A 23,907-nucleotide genomic window follows, 5' to 3' on the forward strand; every position below is an offset into this window, starting at 1 on the left:
GCTATGCCGGACCTTGCGCCCTTGCGCCCCGGGGACCCCGAGCGGGTGCGCGAGTACCGGCTCACCGCGCGCCTCGGCGAGGGGGGCCAGGGAACGGTCTACCTCGGTGAGTCCGAGTCGGGAGCGCGCGTCGCGGTCAAGCTGCTCCGTGCCGACCTCGCACAGGACGAGGAGGCTTTGGAACGTTTCGTTCGCGAGGTCAGCACGACCCAGCGGGTCTCGCCGTTCTGCACCGCCGCGGTGCTGGACACCGGAGTGGACCAGCACCGGCCGTACATCGTCAGCGAGTACATCGACGGCCCGACGCTCGACGCGGTCGTGGCCGCCGAGGGCCCGCGCTCGGGCTCGGCGCTGCACCGCCTCGCGATCGGCACGGTCACCGCGCTCGTCGCGATCCACCAGGCGGGGATCGTGCACCGCGACTTCAAGCCGTCCAACGTGCTGCTCGCGCCCGACGGCCCCCGCGTCATCGACTTCGGCATCGCCAAGGCCCTCGACCGGACCTCGACGCTGACCGCGATGGCGATCGGCACCCCCTCCTACATGACCCCCGAGCAGCTCGCGGGGGAGGCGGCCGGCTCGGCCGCCGACATGTTCGCCTGGGGCTGCACCATGGTCTTCGCCGCCACCGGGGCGCCGCCGTTCGGCACCGACAGCCTGCCGGCGATCTTCAACCGCATCATGAACGCCGAGCCGGACCTGTCGGCCATCGGCGACGCCGCCCTGCGCGAGCTGGTGGGCGACTGCCTGGCCAAGGACGCCAAGCTCCGCCCGACGGCGAGCGAGGCGCTGATGCGCCTGCTCGGCCACAGCGGCGCGGGCACGACGGGCGGTGCGCCCCCGGTCCCGCCCCAGGGCATCCTCGCCGAGGGCTCGGCCGCGGCCGCCCAGCAGACCGGCCCGGGTCCGGACGGCTTCCCCCACCCGCAGGGCGCCCAGGGCCACCCGCCGCACCGGACCGGACCCGGAGGCTTCGCCCACCAGGCCGGACCGGGCGGGTTCGCCCACCCGGCCGGCCCCGGCGGCCACCCCCACCCGGCCGGCCCCGGCGGCCACCCCCAGCAGACCGGCCCGGGCGGCTTACCGCAGCAGGCGGGACCGGGCGGCTACCCGCCGCACCAGACCGGCCCCGGCGGGTTCGGGCAGACCACGTACGGCGTCCCGCCGCAGGGCGGCGCGCCCTACCCCGGTCCCGAGGGGCACCCGGGCGGCGTGTTCGCGCAGCCCACGGCCCCCGGCGGGCAGGCGCCGCACCCGGGCCCCGGCGGGTACGGCCAGCAGCCTCCGTACGGCGCGCCGCAGGGCGCCGCGCCGTACGGCGGCCCAGGCGGGCGGGGCGGTGGCCACGGCGGACCCGGGGGGCAGGGCGCCGGGGCGCGCGGGACCGGGCGGGTGCGCCGGGTCTGGATCGCGGTCGGCGCGGGGCTCGCGGTGGCGCTCGTCGCCGGCGGCGGCGTCACGCTGGCGCTGCGGGACGGCGGGTCCGAGGTGACGCCGTCCCCCTCGGCGGCCGCCAGCGCGCCCGCGACGCAGGACGCCACGCCCAGCCCGGCCGCCGCCCGGGTGCCGGAGGCCGACCGGGAGATCAAGCTCCCGGGCAGCTCCACCACGATCCACGAGAGCGACGAGGACCCGATCCGGCTGACCTCCTACAGCCTGGAGACGGCCGGGAAGTTCCACGTCTACGCCCGCGAGCACGGCGCGAACGACTTCGCCGCCGCCGACCAGTACATCGACTACACGGTGAACCCCGAGGGGACCGGGGCGCTGGCCACCGACCTGAAGTACGACACGGAAAGCTACGCCCTGGTCTCGATCATCGACCGGGCCGGCGGCGCGGTGAACAAGGTCAGGCTCACCAAGGCGCCGGTCTACCCGTCTCTGCCGCAGTGGTCGCCGGACGGGAGCAAGGGACTGGTCACGCTGTACCGGGCGGACACCGACGCGACCAAGCCCAGCCACCCGTACGGCTACGCGATCATCGACATCGCCACCCGGAAGGCGAAGATCGTCAAGGTGAAGGAGAAGGACGCCGGGACGTGGAGCTACTTCTGGCGGGGTGACGGCCGCGCGGTCGGCACCTGGGCGATCGACGGCGACACCCACCGCATCCGCTTCTACGACCTGCAGGGCACGATCCTGCAGACCCTGCTCGACGTGGGCAAGCCGCTCACCGTCGAGGGGGAGGACGTCAACCCGTCCGGGTCGCTGATCATGACGTACTGCAAGGGGACCGAGCAGGAGATCTGCGTCTGGTCCACCGCCGCCGACGGGGAGCCGCAGGCCCGCATCCCCTTCGTGACGGAGCGGGTCGTCGGCTGGTACGACGACCAGCACATCGCGGCCTGGCGGGCGAGGGGCTCCGGCTTCGAGGCGGTCGTGATCGACCTGAAGGGCGAGGTCAAGCGGGTGCTCGCGGAGACCGCGGACGCCAAGGAGTACGAGAAGCAGTTCATGCGCTACACCCGGGTGAGCTGACCCGCCGTACTCCGCCCGGGCCCGGGCGGAGTACGGCGGTCCGGGCGTGCTCCGGCCACCGGGACACGGCCTCTGCGAGGGTACGGCGAAGGCCCCGGCGCACGGCCGGGGCCTTCAGGGTGCCACGGGGGTCCGCGGCGGCCCGGTCCCGCGACAGGCGGGACCGGGGGTCACGGCAGGGCGAGCATCCGGTCCAGGGCGACCTTGGCCCAGTGGGTGGTGTCGGGGTCCACGGTGATCCGGTTGACGACCTGGCCGGCGGCCAGGGACTCCAGCGCCCAGACCAGGTGCGGCAGGTCGATCCGGTTCATCGTCGAGCAGTAGCAGACGGTCCGGTCCAGGAACGACACGTTCTTGTCGGGGAACATCGCCCCGAGCCGCTTGACCAGGTTGAGCTCGGTGCCGATGGCCCAGGAGGAGCCGGCCGGGGCCTCGGTGAGCTTCTTGATGATGTGCTCGGTCGAGCCGACGTGGTCGGCCTTGACGACCACCTCGTGCCGGCACTCGGGGTGGACCAGCACGTTGACGCCGGGGATGCGCGCCCGGACGTCGTCCACGCTCTCCGCGGTGAACCGGCCGTGCACCGAGCAGTGCCCCCGCCACAGGATCATCTTGGCGTCGCGGAGCTGCTGCTCGGTCAGGCCGCCGTTCGGCCGGTGCGGGTTGTAGACGACGCAGTCGTCCAGGGACAGGCCCATCTCCAGCACGGCCGTGTTGCGGCCCAGGTGCTGGTCGGGCAGGAACAGCACCTTCTCGCCGCGGGAGAAGGCCCAGTCCAGGGCCCGGCGCGCGTTGGAGGAGGTGCACACGGCGCCGCCGTTGCGCCCGCAGAACGCCTTGATGTCGGCGCTGGAGTTCATGTAGGTGATCGGCACCGTGACGTCGGCGATGCCGGCGTCGGCGAGCGCGTCCCAGCACTCCTCGACCTGGTCGAAGGTGGCCATGTCGGCCATGGAGCACCCGGCCGCCATGTCCGGGAGCACGACCTTCTGGGAGTCGCCGGTCAGGATGTCGGCCGACTCGGCCATGAAGTGCACGCCGCAGAAGACGATGTACTCGGCCTCGGGACGGGCCGCGGCCTGCTGGGCGAGCTTGAACGAGTCGCCGGTCACGTCGGCGAACCGGATGACCTCGTCGCGCTGGTAGTGGTGGCCGAGCACGAAGACCCGGTCGCCGAGCGCCGCCTTGGCCCGCTCCGCGCGCTCCACGAGCGCCGGATCGGAGGCCGGCGGCAGCTCACCCGGGCAGTCCACCCCGCGCTCACTGTGCGGGTCGGCCTGGCGGCCGAGGACGAAGAGCGGAAGCCCGGTCTCGGTGGTCGTCACGACCACACCCCCTTATCGTCTAAGTGACGACTAATCATGACACACGGTCCGGGGGATTTATTCCGAGGGGGCGGGGGATCGGAATGCATGGCATCCCGCGGGTGTTGGTAGCGTCTGAGAAGGACGTCAGAAACAGACAGCCGTTCAGACGGGCGGTTGACGTAGACGCGGGAGTCACCACATGTCGGTTGAGAGCAGCGAGACCACGGCGCAGGGCCTGATCCTGAGCGACGCGGCCGCGGCCAAGGTCAAGAGCCTGCTGGAGCAGCAGGGCGAGGAGGGCCTCCAGCTGCGTGTGGCCGTGCAGCCCGGCGGCTGCTCCGGCCTGCGCTACCAGCTCTTCTTCGACGACCGTTCGATGGACGGCGACGTCGTCACGGACTTCAACGGTGTCAGCGTGGTCACCGACCGGATGAGCGCGCCGTACCTCGTGGGCGCCACGGTCGACTTCGTCGACACGATCGAGAAGCAGGGCTTCACGATCGACAACCCGAACGCCACGGGCTCCTGCGCCTGCGGCGACTCGTTCAACTGAGCCGGCCGTACGGCCGACACGCCTGAAAAGCCCTGCCGGGTGAGACGTTCCTCACCCGGCAGGGCTTTCACGTGCCATGACTTGGCGTATTCTTGCGTGGCTCACCGCCCGAAGATGCTGACAACGAGGAGAAGGATCCCGTGCGCATCGCCGTCACCGGCTCAATCGCGACCGACCATCTGATGACCTTCCCGGGCAGGTTCGGTGATCAGCTGATCGCCGACCAGCTCGACCGGGTCTCCCTGTCGTTCCTCGTAGACGACCTGCAAGTCCGCCGTGGCGGCTGCGCGGCCAACATCGCCTTCGGCATGGGCTGTCTGGGCCTGTCGCCGATCCTGGTCGGCGCGGTCGGCGCCGACTTCGCCGACTACCGCTCCTGGCTGGAGCGCCACGGCGTCGACTGCGGCTCGGTGCACATCTCCGAGACGTACCACACGGCCCGCTTCCTGTGCACCACCGACGAGGAGCACAACCAGATCGCGTCGTTCTACACCGGCGCGATGGCCGACGCCCGGCTGATCGAGCTGCAGCCGATCGCCGACCGGGTGGGCGGCCTCGACCTGGTGCTGGTCAGCCCCAACGACCCCGACGCGATGCTCCGGCACACCGACGAGGCCCGCCAGCGCGGGATCCCGTTCGCCGCCGACCCCTCCCAGCAGCTGGCCCGCATGTCCGGCGAGGACATCCGCCTGCTGATCGACGGCGCCGCCTACCTGTTCAGCAACGACTACGAGAAGGGCCTGATCGAGCAGAAGACGGGCTGGTCCGACGAGGAGGTCCTCGACCGGGTCGGCGTCCGCATCACCACGCTCGGTCCCAAGGGCGCCGTGATCGACCGCAAGGGCGAGCCGTCGCTGCACGTCTCCCCGGCCCCCGAGCTCGGCAAGGCCGACCCCACCGGCGTCGGCGACGCCTTCCGTGCGGGCTTCCTGGCGGGTCTGGCCTGGGGCCTGTCCCCGGAGCGCTGCGGCCAGATCGGCAACCTCACCGCCACGCACGTCCTGGAGCGCGTCGGCTGCCAGGAGTACGAGCTCGGCCAGAAGGTCTTCCTGGAGCGCTTCACCGACGCCTACGGCGCCGAGGCCGCCGCCGAGGTGGCCGGGTTCGTGCGCTGCCACCACGCCTGACCCCGCCGGGCCCCGGGACCGGTCTCCACGGACCGGCCCCGGACCTCGCCGGGGTCTCAGGCCCTGGCGTAGACGCGGTGGACGAAGTCCGCGAGCTTGTCGTCCGGCAGGTTCTTGGCCAGGTCGGCCTCACTGATCATGCCGACGATCCGGCCGTTCTCGATCACCGGGAGCCGCTTGATCTGGTTCTGCTCCATCTTGGTGAGGGCTTCTTCGACGCTGGCCTCGGCCGGCACCCAGACCAGCCCGGTGGCGAGCTCTCCGGCGGTGGTCCGCGCCGGGTCCTTGCCCTCGGCGATGCACTTCACGATGATGTCGCGATCGGTGATGATCCCCTTGAGCCGGTCGTCGCTGCCGCAGATGGGCAGCGCCCCGACGTTCATCTCCCGCATGAGCTGCGCGGCGCGGTCGAGCGTCTCCTCGGCCTGGATGCACTGGCAGCCGGCGCTCATCAGATCCTTGGCGGTCTCCCCGCTCATGGTGTCTCCCCCCGAGAACGTATGAACAGTACTTCGGGGGGAGCCGTACCCGTTTTCGGGCGAATCAGTAATTGCGCCGCACGTGGATCGCCCAGCCGCCCTCGGGGAGCTCATGGCTGGCCACGTGGCGGTGGGACTTCAGCCGGCACCAGGCGGGCACGTCCGTGAAGGCCGCGGGGTCGTCGGCGAGGACGGAGACGACCGCGTTCAGCGGGACCTCGTTGATCCGCTCGGCGAGCATGATGATCGGGATCGGGCACTTCTTGCCCAGCGCGTCGATGGTCAGCGCCGGCGGCTGCACGGCCTCCTCCGCAGGGGCCTGTCTGGACGACATCACGCTCTCACTCCCCGACTTCTTCCTCACGACCTGACCCCGGCCTCCTCGCGGATCCTGCGCACCGTCTCCGGCAGCAGGGCGAGGAAGCGGTCGACGTCCGCGGCGGACGCGCCCCGGGGCAGCGATACCCGGACATTCCCATGCGTAAGCACGCCCATGGCTTCCAGGACGTGCGATGGACGAAGCGTACTCGCCGTGCAGGAACTTCCGGAGGACACGGCGAAACCGGCCCGGTCCAGCTCGGTCAGCAGCGCCTCGCCCTCCACGTAGAGGCAGGAGAAGGTGACGATGTGCGGCACCCGTGCGACGGGATCGCCGATCACCTCGACGTCGGGGACGAGCCGGGGCACCTCGGACCTGATCCGGTCGACCAGCGCCGACAGGCGCTCGCCCTCGCGGGCCGACTCGGCCGCCATGGCCCGCAGCGCGGCGGCCGCCGCGACCACCGCGGGCACGTTCTCGAACCCCGGGACCCGGCGGCGCTCCCGGTCGTCCTCCGGCAGCGGGCTGCGCCACCGGGTGCCCTTGCGGACCGCCAGCACGCCGACGCCGGCGGGCCCGCCCCACTTGTGCGCGCTGGCGGTCAGCACCGACCACCCGGCGGGCACCGGCAGGCGGCCCGCCGTCTGCGCGGCGTCCACCAGCAGCGGCACCCCGGCCGCGGCGCACGCCTCCGCGGCCTCGGCCACCGGCTGGACCGTGCCGACCTCGTGGTTGGCGCTCTGCAGGCAGGCCAGCGCCGTGCCCTCGGCGGCGACGGCGGCGCCGAACTCGGCCGGATCGACCATGCCGGTACGGCCGACGCCCACCGGGGCCACCTCGCCGCCGTCGCGCTCGTGCACGCCCGCGGCGTGCAGCACGCTGGAGTGCTCCACCGCCGAGACGACCAGGCGGCGGCCCGCGCGGCGCCGCCCCGCCAGGGCGCCCAGCACGCCCAGATGGACCGCCTGGGTGCCGGACGCGGTGAAGGAGACCTCGTCCGGCCGGGCGCCGAGCACCTCGGCGATCTCCTCCCGCGCCTGTTCCAGTAACATCCTTGCCCGGCGGGCCGGACCGTACAGCCGTGCGGGGTCGGCCCAGCCGGCGTCGAGCGCCGCCACCAGCGCCTCGCGTGCCCGGGGATGCAGCGGCTCGGTGGAGGCCGCGTCGAAGTACGCCACGCCCCAATCGTCGCATCCCGCACGCCACAACCGGGGGCGGGCGGGGGACCGGGGGCGGTCCGCGCTAATGTGTCCCCCAGCGTGAAGCTGTGAACTGCATGCTGTGAACCTGAATAAACGACCGCCCAGGAGCGACTCTTGGGCTTCATCTGTGGGGTAGGCGATCCGTGAGTCCGACCCGCCGTTCTGCACGGCGTCCGTTGGCCCGCCGCCGGGTGCCACGCACTGCCGCTCTGGCGCTGCTGCTGGTGTCCGCGACGGCGTGCAGTGCCGAAGAGTGGTCCCGAGGCGGCATGCCGAAGGGCATCACCAAGCAGGCCGAGGCCGTCCAGAGTCTGTGGAACGGATCCTGGATCGCGGCGCTCGCCACCGGCGCGGTCGTGTGGGGCCTGATCCTGTGGTCCGCCGCGTTCCACCGCAAGCGGAAGAACTCCGCGGAGCTGCCGCCGCAGGTGCGCTACAACCTGCCGATCGAGATGCTCTACACGATCGTGCCGCTGATCATGGTCAGCGTGCTGTTCTACTTCACCGCCCGGGACCAGAACTACATCAACGAGATGTCGGCCACCCCGGACGTGAAGGTCAAGGTGGAGGGCTTCCAGTGGAGCTGGCGCTTCACCACCGAGGCGGGCGGCAAGCAGGCCCAGGTCATCGGCAGGCCCGCGGACAGCTACAAGGCCGCCGAGGCCCCGGAGCTGGTGCTCCCGGTGAAGAAGCGGATCGAGTTCGACCTGGTCTCGCCGGACGTCATCCACTCCTTCTGGGTGCCGGCCTTCCAGTTCAAGCGCGACGTGATTCCGGGCGTGCAGAACAAGTTCCAGGTCGAGACGCTGGATGAGCCCGGCGTCTACGCCGGTCGCTGCGCCGAGCTGTGCGGTGTGGACCACAGCCGGATGCTCTTCCGCGTGAAGCTCGTCTCCCAGGCCGAATTCGACCAGTACATCGCTAGCCAGGCGGGTGCCCAGTGACCGCAGAAAACCAGCCCGGCGCCCCCGCGCCGGTGCCGACCCGCAAGGGTTCGATCATCGCGAAGTGGGCGTCGTCCACCGACCACAAGGTGATCGGCAACCTCTACTTCATCACCTCGTTCGTGTTCTTCCTGATCGGCGGCGTGATGGCGCTGGTCATGCGGGCGGAGCTGGCCCAGCCGGGCCTGCAGTTCACCAGCAACGAGCAGTTCAACCAGCTGTTCACCATGCACGGCACGGTCATGCTGCTGATGTTCGCCACCCCGCTGTTCGCCGGCTTCGCCAACGCGATCATGCCGCTGCAGATCGGCGCGCCCGACGTGGCGTTCCCCCGCCTGAACATGGTCAGCTACTGGCTCTTCCTGTTCGGCAGCACCATCGCCCTGTCGGGCTTCTTCACCCCGAACGGCGCGGCCAGCTTCGGCTGGTTCGCCTACACCCCGCTGTCGAACGCGATCAGCTCGCCGGGCATCGGCGGCGACCTGTGGATCGCCGGCCTGACCATCAGCGGTCTGGGCACGATCCTCGGCTCGGTCAACTTCATCACCACGATCGTCTGCATGCGCGCGCCGGGACTGACCATGTTCCGGATGTCGATCTTCACCTGGAACATCCTGCTCACCTCGATCCTGGTGCTGATGGCCTTCCCGGTGCTGGCCGCCGCGCTGCTCGCGCTGTACTCCGACCGCAAGCTCGGCACCCACATCTTCGACCCGGCCACCGGCGGCGCGCTGCTCTGGCAGCACCTGTTCTGGTTCTTCGGCCACCCCGAGGTGTACATCATCGCGCTGCCGTTCTTCGGCATCGTGACGGAGATCCTGCCGGTCTTCAGCCGCAAGCCGCTCTTCGGCTACATCGGCCTGGTCGGCGCGACCATCGCCATCGCCGGTCTGTCGATCACCGTGTGGGCGCACCACATGTTCCCGACCGGCCAGGTGCTGCTGCCGTTCTTCTCGTTCATGACGTTCCTCATCGCGGTCCCGACCGGCGTGAAGTTCTTCAACTGGATCGGCACCATGTGGCGGGGCCACCTGTCGTTCGAGTCGCCGATGCTGTTCTCGGTCGGCTTCCTGGTCACCTTCCTGTTCGGCGGCCTGACCGGCGTCATCCTGGCCTCCCCGCCGCTGGACTTCCAGGTGACGGACTCCTACTTCGTGGTGGCGCACTTCCACTACGTCGTCTTCGGCACCGTGGTCTTCGCGATGTTCGCCGGCTTCTACTTCTGGTGGCCGAAGCTCACCGGCAAGATGCTCAACGACGCGCTCGGCAAGTTCCACTTCTGGACGCTGTTCGTCGGCTTCCACGCCACCTTCCTGGTCCAGCACTGGCTGGGCGCGCAGGGCTTCCCGCGCCGCTACGCCGACTACAGCCCGATCGACGGCTTCACCGACCTGAACATGGTCTCCTCGGTGGGCGCGTTCCTGCTGGGTGCCTCCACGCTGCCGTTCCTCTACAACGTGTGGAAGACGGCCAAGAGCGCGCCCAAGGTCACCGTGGACGACCCGTGGGGCTACGGCAACTCCCTGGAGTGGGCCACCTCCTGCCCGCCGCCGCGGCACAACTTCACCTCGCTGCCGCGCATCCGGTCCGAGCGTCCCGCGTTCGACCTCAAGCACCCGTACGCCCCGGCCAAGCGTGAGCTGGAGGAGGTCCGATGAAGGTTCAGGGCTGGCTGTTCATCCTCTGCGGCATCTTCTTCGCCGCGGTGGACGTCGTCTACTGGTTCTGGTCCAAGGAGCCGGTCGGCACGACGGCGATGGCGATCTCGGTCGGCTTCGCGCTCATGATCGGTTACTACCTGATGTACACCGCCCGGCGGATCGGCGACCAGCCGTCGGACGACAAGCAGGGCGAGATCAGCGACGACGCGGGCGAGCTGGGCTTCTTCAGCCCGCACAGCTGGTGGCCGCTCTTCGTCTGCCTGGCCGTCGCGCTCGCCACCGTGGGCCTGGTCATCGGCTGGTGGCTGTTCATCATCGGCGTCTTCGCGATCATCATGGCCATGATCGGTTTCGTCTTCGAGTACTACCGGGGCAACTTCTCGCACTGAGCTCACTGAGCTCACTGAGCTCACTGAGCTCACTGAGTTCAGTGAGCGCACTGGGTGCGCCGAGCGGGCCGAGAGGCAGCGAGGGCGTCACCGGGACGCCCTCCGGACACCGGAAGCGGGCCGTGGAATTCCTTCCACGGCCCGCTTTTTGGATTTGTTTGAGGTTTGTTGATCACTCGCGTATCTCTGCGGCGTGCTCGCCCGCTTACTCCGGGTAATAACGAAATCTGGAGACAGTCCGGGAAGAGGGAGTGCACGTGCGGCAGGCGATCCGTGGTTCGACCTATGGGCCGGGGCTGCTCGCCCTGATGCTGGCGGTGTCATGCCCGGCGGCCGCCGCCGCGGGCGCCGAGGGCGAGACGGAGCCGTCCGCGCGGGCCGGCGCGGCCGCGCCGCAGGCGGTGCGCGAGAAGCCCGCCGTGATGGTGATGCCCTCCGACGGCAGCCAGGGGGTGCCGACCGACACGACCGTCCTGGTCGGCGTCCGGGGAGGGACCCTGGAGAAGGTCACCGTACGGGCCGTGAAGGGCTCCAAGGGCTCTGCCGGGGCGGCGCTGCCGGGCGTGCTGAGCGCCGACGGCACCCAGTGGCGGAGCCGGGGGACGGCGGCCCCCGGGACCACCTACGAGGTCACCGTGCTGGCGGCCGATCCGGAGGGCGGCACGATGGAGTCCACCAGCTCCTTCACCACGGTCCGGGCCGCCGAGGGCTTCGCCGTGCAGAGCCTCCTGCCGCACAGGGATTACACCGGCCTCACCGTGGGCGTCGGCATGCCCATCATGATCACATTCGATCGGGACGTCACCGACCGGCTCTCCGTCGAGCGCAACCTGCTGCTGCGCACCTCCAAGCCGGTCCACGGCGCCTGGCACTGGTTCGACGACCGGAACGTGCACTTCCGGCCGAAGCGGTTCTGGCCCGCCCACACCCGGGTCCGCCTGGAGGCGCGGCTGTCGGGGGTGCGCGGCGGCGAGGGCCTGTACGGCAGGCGCGACCACGTCCTCGACTTCCGGATCGGCAGGTCCCAGATCACCTCGGGCAGCGTCCACGCCCACCGCCTGACGGTCCGGCGCGACGGCGAGGAGATCAGGGAGATCCCGATGAGCGCGGGGCAGGGCGGCGTCTGGAAGTACCACACGACCAGCGGTATCCACCTGGCCATGTCCCGCGAGCCGGTGACCATCATGATCTCGCCCGGCATCGGTCCCGGTCAGCCCGGTTACTACCGCAAGACCGTCTACAACACCGTCCGGATCTCCAACAGCGGCGAGTACGTCCACAGCGCCCCGTGGTCGGTCGGCTCGCAGGGCCGCGCCAACGTGAGCCACGGCTGCGTCAACGTCAGCCCGGCCAACGCGCGCTGGTTCATCGACAACACCCTGATCGGCGACCCCATCATCATCACCGGCTCGCCCCGCGAGCTCGAACCCACCAACGGCTGGGGCCACTGGCAGGAGGACTGGGCGCAGTGGACCAGGTGGAGCACGCTCAAGGGCTTCACCACCGAGGGGATCGGGTCCTCCGCCGGCCAGTGACGGCGGGGCGGACCGGCCCCGGGTCCTCCGCCGACCGGTGAAGGCAGGACGGACCGTCCGCCGGATGCGCCGGATGCGCCTGACGGGATGGAACCCGGGCAGGGGCGGGAACGACGGAGGGCCCGGGCGGATGATCCGCCCGGGCCCTCTTCTTCCGCCGTGCCGCCGGTCCGTCAGTGGACGGCGGGCTTGTCGTCCCCGCCGGCGCCGACGGCCGCGTGGTCGTCGTGGCCGTGGCCGTCACCGTGGCCGTCGTCCAGCGGGATCTTCTCGCCGCCGTAGGCGGCGCTCATCTTGGCCCGGAGCCTGCCGATCGGGCCGCGCAGGGCCTTCGGCGGGACGCCGTCGGAGCCGTTCCCGGCGCCCGGAAGGGTCGGGACGGCCTCCTTGCCGCGCATGTGGGCCTCGATGTCCTGCGCCGGGGGCACGTGGACCTCGATGTACTCGCCGTGGGGCAGGCGCTTGATGACGCCCGACTCCACGCCGTGCCCGATGATCGCCGCGTCCTTGCGCTGCAGGCCGAGGCAGATGCGGTAGGTGACCACGTAGGCGATCACCGGGGCCACGAAGACCAGGACCCGGCCCACGTAGGTGGTCCAGTTCAGCGAGACGTGCAGGACCCAGGAGAGCTCGTCGTTCGCGCCCAGCAGCCAGAGCACGCCGTAGAACGTCATCGCGGAGATGCCGATCGCGGTGCGGTGCGGGTTGTTGCGGGGACGGTCCACGACGTGGTGCTCGCGGTTGTCGCCGGTGATCCAGCGTTCGGCGAACGGGTACACCGCCAGGCCCGTCATGATGATGCCCATCGGGACGAGTGCCGGGATCAGCACGCTCAGCGGGAGCGTGCCGCCGCCCTGCCCGAACAGGTTGACCTCCCACGAGGGCATCAGGCGCAGCGCGCCCTCCAGGAAGCCCATGTAGAAGTCGGGCTGCGAACCCGCCGAAATGTCCGCCGGCGTGTAGGGGCCGAACAGCCAGATCGGGTTGATCTGGGCGAAGGTCCCCAGCAGAGCGATGACGCCGAAGGTGAACATGAAGTAGGCGCCGGCCTTGGCCATGAAGGCCGGGTAGAACGGCGCGCCCACCACGTTCTTGTTCGTCCGGCCCTTGCCCGGCATCTGGGTGTGCTTCTGCACCCACATGAGGATCATGTGGGCGGAGATCAGGCCCAGCAGGATGCCCGGGATGAGCAGGATGTGCAGCGAGTAGAACCGGGAGATGACATCCTCACCCGGATATTCGCCGCCGAACAGGAAGAACGTGATCCAGGTGCCGACCAGCGGCAGCGAGATGGCCACGCCTTCGGTGATCCGCAGACCGGCGCCGGAGAGCAGGTCGTCGGGGAGGGAGTAGCCGGTCAGGCCCTCCAGCAGGGCCAGGGTCAGCAGGCCGACGCCGATCAGCCAGTTCAGCTCGCGCGGCTTGCGGTAGGCCCCGGTGAAGAACACGCGGAGCATGTGGACCATCATGCCGGCCACGAACAGCAGCGCCGCCCAGTGGTGCATCTGCCGCATCAGCAGGCCGCCGCGGACGTCGAAGCTGATCTCCAGCGTCGAGGCGTACGCCGCCGACATGCCGATGCCCTGGAGCGGGGCGTAGGAGCCCTCGTAGATCACGTGCTCCATGCTGGGCTTGAAGAAGAACGTCAGGAACGTGCCGGTCAGCAGCAGGACGATGAACGAGTAGAGCGCGATCTCACCCAGCAGGAACGACCAGTGGTCCGGGAACACCTTGCGGAGGTTGCGCCGCATGAAGTTCCCGGCGCCCAGCCGGTCGTCGAGGAACGAGCTGGTGCCGGCGATGGGCTTCGGGACGGTTCCGGTGCTCACGACTGGCCTCCCTTCTCACGGGCTTCGGCCTCGGCGTCGCCGCGTTCCCAGAAGCTGGGCCCCGGCGGGACCGGGAAGTCGGCGGTGGCCACGAGGTAGCCCTCGCCGTCCACCGCGATGGGCAGCTGGGGCAGCGGCCGGGCGGCCGGGCCGAAGACGACCTTGGCGCCGTCGGCTGCGTCGAAGGTCGACTGGTGGCACGGGCACAGGATGTGGTGCGTGGTCTGCTCGTACAGTGCAGCGGGGCAGCCGACGTGCGTGCAGATTTTAGAGTATGCGACGATCCCGTCCGGTGCCCAGTTGCGGTTGGTGCCGGACTTGAGCTCCTCGGGGCGGAACTTGATCAGGATGAGCGTGGACTTGGCCAGCTCGTTCAGATCGTGCTCGTAGCCCTCGGGGACCACCGACAGGATGCCGCCGGGGGAGTTGAAGTCCGCCGCGCGGATCGGCGCGCCGGTGCCCTCGACGACGAGCCTGCGCTGCTTGCCCTCCTTGGTCTTCTCACCCCAGACGGTGTGCCGCAGCTTCTTCGGGAAGTCGGCGTACTCGTGCGGGCCGAGGTCCTTCAGCAGCACCAGCGGCGCCAGGCCGAGCGGAGCCGCGGCGGCCAGCAGCGTACGGCGCAGCAGCGGCCGCTTGGTGATGCCGCTCTCGGCCGCGCCCTGCAGGAAGGTCTCGCCGACGTACGCCCGGGTCTCGCCGTCGGAGGCCATCTCGTGGCGCTCCTGGACGAGCTTGTACTTGGGCATGACCATGCGGACCCAGACCACGATGCCCGAGGCCAGGGCCAGCAGCGCCACCGTGAGCGAGCTGCCCAGGGCCAGGTTCGAGGTCGCCGCGCTGTCCAGGTCGCCGACCTGGAAGGCCACGTAGGAGACGATGAACGCGATGCCCGCCAGGAACGTGAGGAGGAAGCAGAAGGCGGCGATCCGCTCGCCCTTCTTCGCCGTCGCCTCGTCCTGCAGGTCCACGCCGGGGACCTCGGCCGGGCCGGTGCGCTCCTCGGCGCCGAGCAGCGGCGTGCCGGTGGCGGCGTGCGAGGGAGTGCCGATGACGCGCTTGGGAACGCGCTCACCCGGCTGCTCGATGTCGTGATTGTTGTCTGTCATTGGGCCTGTCGCCTCTTCGCGGTGATCCAGATAGCGGCCAGCGAGAGAAGGCTGAGACCCACGATCCAGGCGACCAGGCCCTCGGTGACGGGGCCGATGCGGCCGAGGTCGGCGCCACCCGGGTCCTTCTGCTCGCGCACGCCCACGATGTAGGCGATCATGTCCCGCTTCTGCTCGGGGGTGATGATGCTGTCGTTGAACACCGGCATGGCCTGCGGACCGGTGATCATGGCCTCGTAGATCTGCCTCTCGCTGGCCGGGTAGAGCGGAGGCGCGTACTTGCCCTGGGTCAGCGCGCCGCCCTCGCCGGTGAAGTTGTGGCACTGGATGCAGTTGGCGCGGAAGAGCTCACCGCCCTTGGCCTTGTCGCCCTTGGAGGCGTCGACCTGCTCGGCCGTCGGGATGGTCGGGCCGCCGCCGAGCGACTGGATGTACGCCGCGAGCTGCCGGACGGTGTCGTCGTTCACCCACGGTGCGGGCTGCTTGCGCGGGGCCTGCGCTCCGGGGTTGGACAGGGGCATGCGGCCGCTGCTGACCTGGAAGTCCACGGAGGCGGCGCCCACGCCCACGAGGCCGGGACCGCGGTCCTCGACGCCCTCGGCGTTGAGGCCGTGGCAGCTGGAGCAGCTCTGCTCGAAGAGCTTCTTGCCCTCCGCCACGTCGTCGGCCTTGCCGGAGGCGATGGCCGCGTCGGCCCGCTCACTCGTCGGGGCCGCCAGGGTGTAGGTGAACCCCAGCAGCCCCAAGGCCAGAAGCAGGACGGCGTATCTCGCGAGGGGATGCCGCCGCCCAGCGGTGATCCTATTCACAGAGATCCCCGATTCCTTAATGGATGCCATAGATGGTCACGAAAAGGCCGATCCAGACCACGTCGACGAAGTGCCAGTAGTAGGACACGACGATCGCGCTGGTCGCCTGCTCACGGGTGAAGCGCTTCGCGGCGTACGTGCGTCCCAGCATGAACAGGAACGCGATCAGTCCACCGGTCACGTGGAGGCCGTGGAAGCCCGTGGTCAGGTAGAACACCGAGTCGTACGGACCGTGCGACAGGGTGTGCCCCTCGTGGACCAGCTGGCTGTACTCGTACAGCTGACCGGCGACGAAGACGGCGCCCATCAGGAAGCTGACGATGTACCAGAAGCGCAGCTTGGCGACCTGGCCCTTCTCGGCGGCCCACACGCCCAGCTGGCAGGTCACACTCGACAGGACCAGGATGATCGTGTTGGCCAACGCGAACGGGACGTTGAGGTGGGCCTCGGGCCAGGGCTGGCCCTGGCCGAGGCTCACCGACCGGATGGTGAAGTACATCGCGAACAGCGCCGCGAAGAACATGAGCTCGGAGGACAGCCAGACGATCGTCCCGACGCTGACCAGGTCAGGTCTGTTGGACGAGTGTGCTGTCGTCGTCGTTGAGATTGCGGATGCTGTCGCCACGGGCAGCATTATTGCGGCTCCCCTGGTCGGGTCGCCGCACGGCCCCCCGGTAGGAGGGGTAAACGTCCCTTTAATCGGGACGTAAGGGGCAATCCGCGCCCTGTTGTCTCCGGTCTGGGTCTCCGGGCGGGCCGACCGGTAGCATCCCAGGTGACCATACATCGACAAGGGATAGTGAGCGCGACCTTGAGCACCGACGACAAGATGAGGGTCCTCGTCTACAGCGACGACGCCAGCACCCGGCAGAGGGTGCGCGAGGCGATCGGCCGCCGCCCCGCCGCCGACGTGCCCCTCGTGGAGATCGTGGAGTGCGCCACCCACGCGAAGGTCGTCCAGCACTTCGACTCGGGCGTCATCGACGTCGCGGTGCTCGACGGCGAGGCCAAGCCGGCCGGTGGCATGGGCGTCGCCCGGCAGGCCAAGGACGAGGTCCACGACTGCCCGCCGATCTGCCTGCTGATCGCCCGCCGCGACGACCGCTGGCTGGCCGAGTGGTCGCGCGCCGAGGCCGTCGTGCCCCAGCCGATCGACCCCGTGGTGCTGGCCGACACCGTCGCCGACCTGATGCGCCGCCGGCTCTCCACCCGCCTGCCCGCGCACTAGGAGACAGCCGGGCCAGGAGAGACCCGGGCGACGCCCGGGAGACACGGAGAGGCCGCCACGGCCGCCCCTGACCGGGCCGGCCCGGTCAGGCCGGCCCCGTTCTCCGCCGCAACCCCGACCGCCGTTGCACGACCGGTAGACCACTCTGGAGACCCTCATGGACGCGCGCACCACCTGGCCCGCGCTGCTGTCGGCCCTGCTCGCGGGTGAGCACCTGACGGCGGACGAGACCGCCTGGGCGATGAAAGAGATCATGTCCGGTTCGGCGACCCCCGCGCAGATCGCCGGTTTCGCCGTGGCGCTGCGCGCCAAGGGCGAGACGGTCTCGGAGGTGACCGGCATGGCCCGCACGATGCTGGAGCTGGCCGCCCCGCTCTCGGTCGAGGGCCCGGTCGTGGACATCGTGGGCACCGGCGGGGACCAGGCGCACACGGTGAACGTCTCCACCATGGCGGCGATCGTGGCCGCCGCGGCCGGCGCCCGGGTGGTCAAGCACGGCAACCGGGCGGCCTCCTCCTCCTGCGGAGCCGCCGACGTGCTGGAGCACCTCGGCGTCGTGCTCGACCTGGCCCCGGCGGACACCGCCAGGGTCGCCGCCGAGGCGGGCATCGCCTTCTGCTTCGCGCCGGTCTACCACCCCGCGTTCCGTTTCACCGGCCCGCCGCGCAAGGAGCTGGGCGTGCCGACGGTCTTCAACTTCCTCGGCCCGCTGACCAACCCGGCCCGCCCGGCCGCCCAGGCGATCGGGGTCTACGACGCCCGCATGCTCCCGGTCGTGGCCGGGGTCTTCGCCGAGCGGGGCGTGTCCGCCCTGGTCTTCCGGGGCGACGACGGACTCGACGAGCTCACCATCGCCACCACCTCCACGGTCTGGATCGTCCGGGACGGCGTCGCAACGCAGACCGTCTTCGACCCGGCCGTGCTCGGCATCCCCCGGGCCGGGGCGGACGCGCTGCGCGGCGGGGACGTGGCCTTCAACGCGCAGGCCGTGCACGACCTCCTCGGCGGCAGGACCGGGCCGGTGCGCGACGCGGTGCTGCTCAACGCCGCCGCCGCGCTGGTCGCACTGGACGGCGCGGGCGACGACCTGGACGCCGCGATGGCCGCGGCCCACACCCGGGCCGCCGAGGCCGTGGACTCCGGAGCGGCCGCCGCCGCCCTCGCCCGCTGGATCGAGGTCAGCGGGTCCCTGCGGCCGGGCCGGTGACGGCGGAGCCGCGGCCCTGACGGGAGCCGGAGGGCACTCACCTCGGGGGAGGACGGGGCATCCGTCTGCGAGGGGACGCGGGGCCTCCGGCGGAGGCCGTACATTGCCCGTCATGCTCCGTGCCGACCTGCCGATCTCCGTCTCCCCGTGGTCCGTGCCCGGGATCTCCGCGCCCGGGGGGACCCGGTGAGCGGGCTCCTGCCCCTGTCCCTGTCCGCGGTGGCCGTCCTCGCCGCGGCGGCGGCGTGGCTCGCCCGCGACCGCCGGCGTCTGGCCCGGCGGCTCCGGGACGAGCAGGCCGAGCGGGCCGGGCAGCGGGACGCCCTGGCCCGCGCCGCGCTGACCCGGGAGCGGGCGCGCATCGCCCACGAACTGCACGACGTGGTCGCCCACGGGGTCAGCATGATGACGCTCGGCGTCGGCGCGGGACGAATGATCATGGACAAGGACCCGGTCCGGGCCCGGGAGACGCTCTGGGCGGCCGAGGAGTCCGGCCGCCAGGCGCTCACCGAGCTGCAGCGCGCGCTGGGACTGCTGAGCGCCGAGGGCGCCGAGGGCGGGGCGCGGACCAGGGCGCCCCAGCCCCGGCTGGCCGACCTCGCCGACCTGCTGGCCCGGGTGCGCACCGAGGGGCTCTCGGTGGACGTGGTCGAGGACGGCAGGCCCGTCGAGATCGGCCCGGCCCTGGAGCTGTCGGCCTACCGGATCGTCCAGGAGGCGCTGGGCAACACGCTGCGGCACACCGGGGCCCGGTCGGCCTGCGTGACGCTGCGCTGGCGGCCGGGCTTCCTGGACCTCCTGGTCCGCGACGACGGGCGGGCCGGCCCCGGGGCGGGCACGGGGACCGCGGACACCGCGGGGCCGGCCCTGGTCGGGATCAGGGAGCGCGTCACGCTGTTCGGCGGGACGCTGGAGACCGTGCCCCTGGAGGAGGGCGGGTCCGAGCTCCGGGCCCGGCTGCCCACGGCGGACGCCCGGGCGACCTACCCGCCCTGGGAGGCGGTCAGTCCGCCTCGTTGAGGCCGATGGAGAAGGCCGCCTCGAGGTCGTGCCGGGAGTAGGCGCGGAAGGCGATGTGCGTCTCGGTGTGCAGCACCCCGTCCACCTTGTTGATCCGGCCGGGGACGACCTCGGCGATCTCCTCGTAGGCCGCGACGCGGACCATGACCAGCAGGTCGTATTCGCCGGTGATGGAGTAGACCTCGCTCACCCCGTCGATCTCGGCGATCGTCTGGGCGACCTCGGGGATCCGGTCCACCTCGGCGTTGATGTGCACGATCGCGGTGACCACGAGCTTCCTCCTCGTTGAGTACGGCTTGTCTGGTGCCGAAGTTATCAGCGCAGCGGTCGGCCCTCGCGCCGCCGGTGCGCTTCCCCCTGCCCCGGCCCGGCCCGGTAGGCCCGCTCGAGCCGCGCCATCAGGCGGGCCGACCCGGTGATCGGCAGGCTCCACCCGGCACCGGTCCCGCTCGCGGTTCCAGCCCGGTCGCTCGCGGTTCCAGCCCGGTCGCTCGCCGCCCGGTCCCGGTCGCCCCCCGTCTCCTTGCCGTCGCCCCCCGTCCCGCTCTCCGCTCCGTCCGCTCCGCTCTCCGCCGGCTCCCCCGCGGGGTCTCCGGCTCCGCCCTCGATCCGGACCAGCCGCACGCCCGGTCCCTCCAGCCAGCGCAGCACGCACTCGGTCTCCTCCGCGCCGGCCGCGGGGGTGGGCCCGGGACCGGGCACGACGGTCTCGGCGGTGGCCGTCAGCGCGTCCACGAACGGCGCCGGATGGGCGCCCGCGGGCATCACCCCGGCCGAGGCCAGGCGGCCGTACCGGACGACGTGGATCTCCCAGCGGCCGTCCGCGGCGGGGGCGGCGGCCACCAGCTGCGGGATCGAGGTCAGCGACCGGAGCCGCTGCATGCGGGCCGAGGCGCGGACGTAAGCGGCGAGCCGGTCGCGGTCGGCGGCGGCCTCCTCGTAGCGCTCCTCCAGGGCCAGCCGGGCCATCCTCGCCTCGACCGCGGCGAAGACCGGGGCGGCGTCCACCTCCATGGCCCGGCGGGCGGCCGCGGCGTGCCGGCCGTACTCCTCGGGGCTCTGCCGGCCCTCGCACGGCGCGCCGCACCTGCCGATCCCGGCCAGCGCGCACGCGGGACGGCCCCTGCGCGGGGAGAGCCGCTCGGTGCACTGGCGCAGCGGCACCGCCTCGTGCAGCGCGGTGCGGGCGTCGTCGGCGGCGCGGACGCTGGTGAACGGGCCCAGGTAGGCGGCCCGGTCGTCCTTGACCTCCCGGACGATCGACAGGCGGGGGAAGGGCTCGTCGGTGAGCTTGAGCCAGACGACCTTCTCCGGGAAGCGGGACCTGCGGTTGTAGCGGGGCTTGGCCGCGCCGATCAGCCGCAGCTCCCGCACCTCGGCCTCCAGCGGGGTCGCGCAGACGATCGGCCGGACCCGTGCGGCGATGCCGACCATCTCCCGGATCCGGGGGCGGGTCTCGCTCGCGGTGAAGTAGCTCCGCACCCGGGTGCGGAGGTTGACGCTCTTGCCGACGTAGAGCGCGTCGCCGCGCTCGTCCTCGAAGACGTAGACGCCCGGCGCGGCGGGGACCGCCTCGGCCAGGTGCCGTTTGCGGCGCTGCTCCGGCGTGGGCGCGCGAGTGAAGCCCTTGAGCTCCTCCAGGGTGTGCACGCCGAAGGAGCCCGCCCGCTCGATGAGCGCGTGCAGCACGTCCACCGTGGCGCGGGCGTCGGAGAGGGCGCGGTGGCAGGGCTCGGTCGAGCTGAAGAGCCGGGCCAGCGTGGCCAGCTTGCAGTTGGGCGCCTCGTCGCGGGTCAGCAGTCTGCGGGCGAGGGTGACGGTGTCGACGACGGGATGGGCGGGCGGGGGGTATCCGAAGGCGGCGCAGGCGGCCTTGACGAATCCGACGTCGAAGCCCGCGTTGTGCGCCACCAGGGTGGAGCCCGCGGCGAACTCCAGGAAGGAGGGGAGCACGGACTCGATCCGGGGGGCCTGCGCGACCATGGCGTCGGTGATGCCGGTCAGCACCGAGATGAACGGCGGGATCGGCGTCCCGGGGTGGACCAGGGTGGCGAACTCGCCCAGCACCTGCCCGCCCCGGACCTTGACGGCGCCGATCTCGGTGATCGCGTGCTCACCCGCCGAGACGCCCGTGGTCTCCAGGTCGAAGACCACGAAGGTGATCTGGCTGAGCGGGGTGCCCAGCTCGTCCAGCGTTCCCTGCACGGCATGTTCCACGGTCACGACCATAGGAGCCGCGACCGACATTCGGCGCCGGCGGTCCCGGCCGGAGAGCGGACCCGGTGGCTCGGAGAGCGGACCCCGCCCGGAGAGCGGTCCCGGTGGCCCGTCCGGAGAGCGGCCGGAAGCGGGCACGGCATCGACTTTGGTCGGTTCCGGGACGCCTCCTCTGGTCGTAATGTCATGACATGTGACCGAACGCGCGCTGGAGTACCGGTGGCTGCTGCCCGCGACCCTGCAGGACGCCCCGGAGGGGAGGCGGCCGGCGGTCCGGCGCTCGACCCGCGACTGGATCGTGGACATCGCCGTCTTCCTGCTCTCCGCCGGGCTGGGGCTGATCACGGCGGACGAGGTGCACGGCCTGGTCGGCGCCACCGAACCGATCCGCGCGATCGACCAGTTGGTGGGCGCGCTCGCGTGCGTCGCCGTATGGCTGCGCCGGCGCTGGCCGGTGGGGCTCGCCCTCGTGCTCACCCTCGTCTCGACCGTCTCCAACATGGCGAGCGTGCCCGCCCTGGTGGCGCTGTTCACGGTGGTGGTGCACCGGCCGTTCCGCCCCATGGCGCTGGTGGTGGGGGCGAACCTGCTGACGCTCCCGGTCTACCTGCAGCTGTGGCCCGACCCAACGATGCCCTACGCCATGGAGGCGCTGGTGTCGGTGCTGGTCCTGCTGGTCGTGGTGGGCTGGGGGATGTTCGTGCGGGCGCGCCGGCAGCTCGTGCTCTCCCTGCGCGACCGGGCGGAGCGGGCCGAGGTGGAGGCGGAGTTCCAGGTGACGCGGGCCAGGCGGCTGGAGCGCGAGAGGATCGCCCGCGAGATGCACGACGTGCTCGCCCACCGGCTCTCCCTGCTCAGCGTGCACGCGGGTGCGCTGGAGTACCGGCCGGACATGCCGCCGCGGGACGTGGCCAGGGCGGCGGAGGTGATCCGCTCGGGCGCGCACCAGGCGCTCCAGGACCTGCGCGAGGTCATCGGCGTGCTCCGGCTCGGCTCCGGGGACCCGGAGGACGGCGGCGGCTCCGCGACCGCCGGGGAGGCCGTGTCCGACCGGCCGGACCGGCCCCAGCCGACCCTGGCGACCCTGGAGGACCTGGTGGAGGAGTCCCGGCTGGCGGGCACGGAGGTGGAGTTCGACCTGCGGGTCGGCGACCCGTCCGGGGTCCCCGCGGGGCTCGGCCGCAACGCCTACCGGATCGTGCAGGAGGGGCTGACCAACGCGCGCAAGCACGCCGCCGACGCGCCGGTGGAGCTCGCCGTGGCGGGCGGGCCCGGCGAGGGGCTCACCGTCGAGGTCGTCAATCCCGTGACGGGCGGCCGGTCCGTGCCGGGCAGCGGCACCGGGCTGATCGGGCTCACCGAGCGGGCCGAACTCATGGGAGGCCGTCTGGAGTACGGCCCGGCGCCCGACGGCCGGTTCCGGCTCGGCGCGTGGCTGCCGTGGCCGGAATGAGCGGGGCGGGCGGTGTGGAACAGCATGGACGATGCGGGTGATATGAGCGGTACGGATGAGGCGGGTGCCCCCGGTGGCACGGATGGCACGGACGGTTCCCGCGGTGCTGGCGGTGTCAGGAGCGGTGCGGGCGGTACGGACGGGAGCGGTGTGGGCGGTGCTGAGGGTGTCAGGAGCGGTGCGGGCGGTACGGGCGGCGGCCCGGTCGGCCTGGCCGGCCCGGGGGATGTGACCGGTGGGGAGGCGTCGCCGCGCCCGGTGATCCGGGTGCTGATCGTGGACGACGACGCCCTCGTCCGGGCGGGGCTCGCGATGATCCTCGGCGGTTCCGGTGACATCGCCGTCGTGGGGGAGGGGGCGGACGGGGACGAGGTGCCGGGCCTGGTGGCCCGGCACCGGCCCGACGTGGTGCTGATGGACATCCGCATGCCCAGGGTGGACGGCCTGACCGCGACCGAGCGGCTGCGCGCCGCCGCTCCGGCGCCCGAGGTGGTCGTCCTGACGACGTTCCACGCCGACGCCCAGGTGCTGCGGGCGCTGCGGGCCGGAGCGGCCGGGTTCCTGCTCAAGGACATCCCGCCCGCGGACCTGGTGGCCGCGATCCGCCGGGTCGGGGCGGGCGAACCCATCCTCTCGCCTGCGGTGACCCGCCAGCTCATCGCGCACGTCGCCGACGACGGCGCCGGCGCGCGCCGTGAGCGGGCGCTGGGGCTGCTGTCCGGTCTCAGCGACCGGGAGCGGGAGGTCGCGCTCGCGGTCGGCAGGGGGAGGTCGAACGCGGAGATCGCCGCCGAGCTGTACATGAGCGTGGCGACGGTCAAGGCCCACGTCTCCCGGATCCTGGCCAAGCTGGGGCTGAACAACCGCGTCCAGATCGCGCTGACCGTCCAGGACGCCGGGCACCTCGGCTAGCCGGCCCCCGCCGTGCCGTACGGCGGGGGCCCCTCGCCGTACGGAGGCCGCGGCCGGTGTCCCACCGTGTCGGGGGCGGGGTGGGAGGGCCGTACCCTTGACGGATAGACCGATCCGAGTAGGGGCCGT

Annotated in this window: 22 protein-coding genes; 12 read left to right on the top strand and 10 right to left on the bottom strand. The window is 71.7% G+C overall.

Translation table 11 applies throughout. From position 1 onward, the window contains the following. Window positions 1-3 precede the first annotated feature (3 nt). Window positions 4-2,478, top strand: a complete 2,475-nt coding sequence (locus IEZ07_RS01395; protein ID WP_191893108.1) for a protein kinase domain-containing protein — start codon at window positions 4-6, stop codon at window positions 2,476-2,478. 170 nt (window positions 2,479-2,648) lie between these two features. Here the strand turns inward: IEZ07_RS01395 and nadA are convergent, their stop codons facing one another. After that, window positions 2,649-3,803 (bottom strand): quinolinate synthase NadA, encoded by a 1,155-nt coding sequence (gene nadA / locus IEZ07_RS01400; RefSeq protein ID WP_068894479.1) that lies wholly within the window; start codon window positions 3,801-3,803, stop codon window positions 2,649-2,651. Between the two features lie 181 nt (window positions 3,804-3,984). On the opposite strand from nadA, the gene erpA reads away from it, so the two are divergent. Together erpA and IEZ07_RS01410 are read left to right on the top strand one after the other, a co-directional pair. Continuing rightward, complete coding sequence (gene erpA, locus IEZ07_RS01405) at window positions 3,985-4,338, top strand: iron-sulfur cluster insertion protein ErpA (RefSeq protein ID WP_068894270.1); 354 nt, start codon at window positions 3,985-3,987, stop codon at window positions 4,336-4,338. A gap of 140 nt (window positions 4,339-4,478) precedes the next feature. Beyond that, the gene (locus tag IEZ07_RS01410) at window positions 4,479-5,465 is read left to right on the top strand and encodes a carbohydrate kinase family protein (RefSeq protein WP_191893109.1); all 987 of its coding nucleotides are present in this window, start codon (window positions 4,479-4,481) and stop codon (window positions 5,463-5,465) included. Window positions 5,466-5,521: 56 nt separating this feature from the next. Here IEZ07_RS01410 and IEZ07_RS01415 read toward each other — a convergent pair whose 3' ends face one another. From IEZ07_RS01415 to IEZ07_RS01425, 3 genes are all read right to left on the bottom strand, one after another. Continuing rightward, entirely contained in the window at window positions 5,522-5,944 is a 423-nt protein-coding gene (locus tag IEZ07_RS01415) for a CBS domain-containing protein (RefSeq protein ID WP_068894268.1), read from the bottom strand. Window positions 5,945-6,008: 64 nt separating this feature from the next. Continuing rightward, window positions 6,009-6,278 (bottom strand): sulfurtransferase TusA family protein, encoded by a 270-nt coding sequence (locus tag IEZ07_RS01420; RefSeq protein WP_068894267.1) that lies wholly within the window; start codon window positions 6,276-6,278, stop codon window positions 6,009-6,011. 26 nt (window positions 6,279-6,304) lie between these two features. Then, window positions 6,305-7,441, bottom strand: coding sequence for a cysteine desulfurase family protein (locus tag IEZ07_RS01425; RefSeq protein WP_191893110.1), 1,137 nt, complete (start codon window positions 7,439-7,441; stop codon window positions 6,305-6,307). 215 nt (window positions 7,442-7,656) lie between these two features. Between IEZ07_RS01425 and ctaC the strand changes: the two genes are divergently transcribed. From ctaC to IEZ07_RS01445, 4 genes are all read left to right on the top strand, one after another. Continuing rightward, window positions 7,657-8,409: an aa3-type cytochrome oxidase subunit II gene (gene ctaC, locus IEZ07_RS01430; RefSeq protein WP_307729001.1), complete on the top strand. Its 753-nt coding sequence runs from the start codon at window positions 7,657-7,659 to the stop codon at window positions 8,407-8,409. After that, complete coding sequence (gene ctaD, locus IEZ07_RS01435; protein WP_068894264.1) at window positions 8,406-10,067, top strand: aa3-type cytochrome oxidase subunit I; 1,662 nt, start codon at window positions 8,406-8,408, stop codon at window positions 10,065-10,067. Before ctaC ends, ctaD begins: the two co-directional genes overlap by 4 nt. Next, the gene (locus IEZ07_RS01440) at window positions 10,064-10,459 is read left to right on the top strand and encodes a cytochrome c oxidase subunit 4 (protein WP_191893112.1); all 396 of its coding nucleotides are present in this window, start codon (window positions 10,064-10,066) and stop codon (window positions 10,457-10,459) included. Before ctaD ends, IEZ07_RS01440 begins: the two co-directional genes overlap by 4 nt. 257 nt (window positions 10,460-10,716) lie before the next feature. After that, window positions 10,717-11,994, top strand: coding sequence for a L,D-transpeptidase (locus tag IEZ07_RS01445; protein WP_191893113.1), 1,278 nt, complete (start codon window positions 10,717-10,719; stop codon window positions 11,992-11,994). Between the two features lie 173 nt (window positions 11,995-12,167). On the opposite strand, the gene qcrB is transcribed toward IEZ07_RS01445, so the two are convergent. The 4 genes from qcrB to ctaE are packed head-to-tail and all read right to left on the bottom strand — an operon-like array spanning window position 12,168 to window position 16,375. After that, entirely contained in the window at window positions 12,168-13,823 is a 1,656-nt protein-coding gene (gene qcrB, locus IEZ07_RS01450; RefSeq protein WP_191893114.1) for a cytochrome bc1 complex cytochrome b subunit, read from the bottom strand. Beyond that, window positions 13,820-14,932: a cytochrome bc1 complex Rieske iron-sulfur subunit gene (gene qcrA, locus IEZ07_RS01455; protein WP_191893115.1), complete on the bottom strand. Its 1,113-nt coding sequence runs from the start codon at window positions 14,930-14,932 to the stop codon at window positions 13,820-13,822. The genes qcrB and qcrA overlap by 4 nt, the downstream gene beginning before the upstream one ends. Continuing rightward, window positions 14,929-15,771: a cytochrome bc1 complex diheme cytochrome c subunit gene (qcrC, locus tag IEZ07_RS01460; protein ID WP_444980667.1), complete on the bottom strand. Its 843-nt coding sequence runs from the start codon at window positions 15,769-15,771 to the stop codon at window positions 14,929-14,931. Before qcrC ends, qcrA begins: the two co-directional genes overlap by 4 nt. Then, a complete protein-coding gene (ctaE, locus tag IEZ07_RS01465; RefSeq protein ID WP_191893117.1) occupies window positions 15,758-16,375 on the bottom strand; it encodes an aa3-type cytochrome oxidase subunit III in 618 nt (205 codons plus the stop codon). The genes qcrC and ctaE overlap by 14 nt, the downstream gene beginning before the upstream one ends. 195 nt (window positions 16,376-16,570) lie before the next feature. Here ctaE and IEZ07_RS01470 point away from each other — a divergent pair, with 195 nt between their 5' ends. The 3 genes from IEZ07_RS01470 to IEZ07_RS01480 all read left to right on the top strand — a co-directional run bounded on the left by IEZ07_RS01470 (window position 16,571) and on the right by IEZ07_RS01480 (window position 19,196). After that, window positions 16,571-16,969, top strand: a complete 399-nt coding sequence (locus IEZ07_RS01470; protein ID WP_068894476.1) for a DNA-binding transcriptional response regulator — start codon at window positions 16,571-16,573, stop codon at window positions 16,967-16,969. Window positions 16,970-17,126: 157 nt separating this feature from the next. After that, complete coding sequence (trpD, locus tag IEZ07_RS01475) at window positions 17,127-18,176, top strand: anthranilate phosphoribosyltransferase (RefSeq protein WP_191893118.1); 1,050 nt, start codon at window positions 17,127-17,129, stop codon at window positions 18,174-18,176. A gap of 186 nt (window positions 18,177-18,362) precedes the next feature. Next, window positions 18,363-19,196, top strand: coding sequence for a sensor histidine kinase (locus IEZ07_RS01480; protein WP_191893119.1), 834 nt, complete (start codon window positions 18,363-18,365; stop codon window positions 19,194-19,196). Here the strand turns inward: IEZ07_RS01480 and IEZ07_RS01485 are convergent. Both IEZ07_RS01485 and IEZ07_RS01490 read right to left on the bottom strand, forming a co-directional pair. After that, entirely contained in the window at window positions 19,180-19,467 is a 288-nt protein-coding gene (locus IEZ07_RS01485; protein ID WP_068894257.1) for an Lrp/AsnC family transcriptional regulator, read from the bottom strand. The two genes, IEZ07_RS01480 and IEZ07_RS01485, sit on opposite strands and share 17 nt — an antisense overlap. A 44-nt stretch (window positions 19,468-19,511) precedes the next feature. Further along, the gene (locus tag IEZ07_RS01490; RefSeq protein ID WP_373868838.1) at window positions 19,512-21,443 is read right to left on the bottom strand and encodes a DEDD exonuclease domain-containing protein; all 1,932 of its coding nucleotides are present in this window, start codon (window positions 21,441-21,443) and stop codon (window positions 19,512-19,514) included. A gap of 163 nt (window positions 21,444-21,606) precedes the next feature. Between IEZ07_RS01490 and IEZ07_RS01495 the strand changes: the two genes are divergently transcribed. Both IEZ07_RS01495 and IEZ07_RS01500 read left to right on the top strand, forming a co-directional pair. Next, a complete protein-coding gene (locus IEZ07_RS01495) occupies window positions 21,607-22,866 on the top strand; it encodes a sensor histidine kinase (RefSeq protein ID WP_239319270.1) in 1,260 nt (419 codons plus the stop codon). Between the two features lie 258 nt (window positions 22,867-23,124). Beyond that, window positions 23,125-23,778, top strand: a complete 654-nt coding sequence (locus IEZ07_RS01500; protein ID WP_068894474.1) for a response regulator transcription factor — start codon at window positions 23,125-23,127, stop codon at window positions 23,776-23,778. Window positions 23,779-23,907: the final 129 nt, after the last annotated feature.

It is taken from the genome of Planomonospora parontospora (assembly GCA_014647935.1).
In the GTDB taxonomy this organism is placed as follows: Bacteria; Actinomycetota; Actinomycetes; order Streptosporangiales; family Streptosporangiaceae; genus Planomonospora; species Planomonospora parontospora.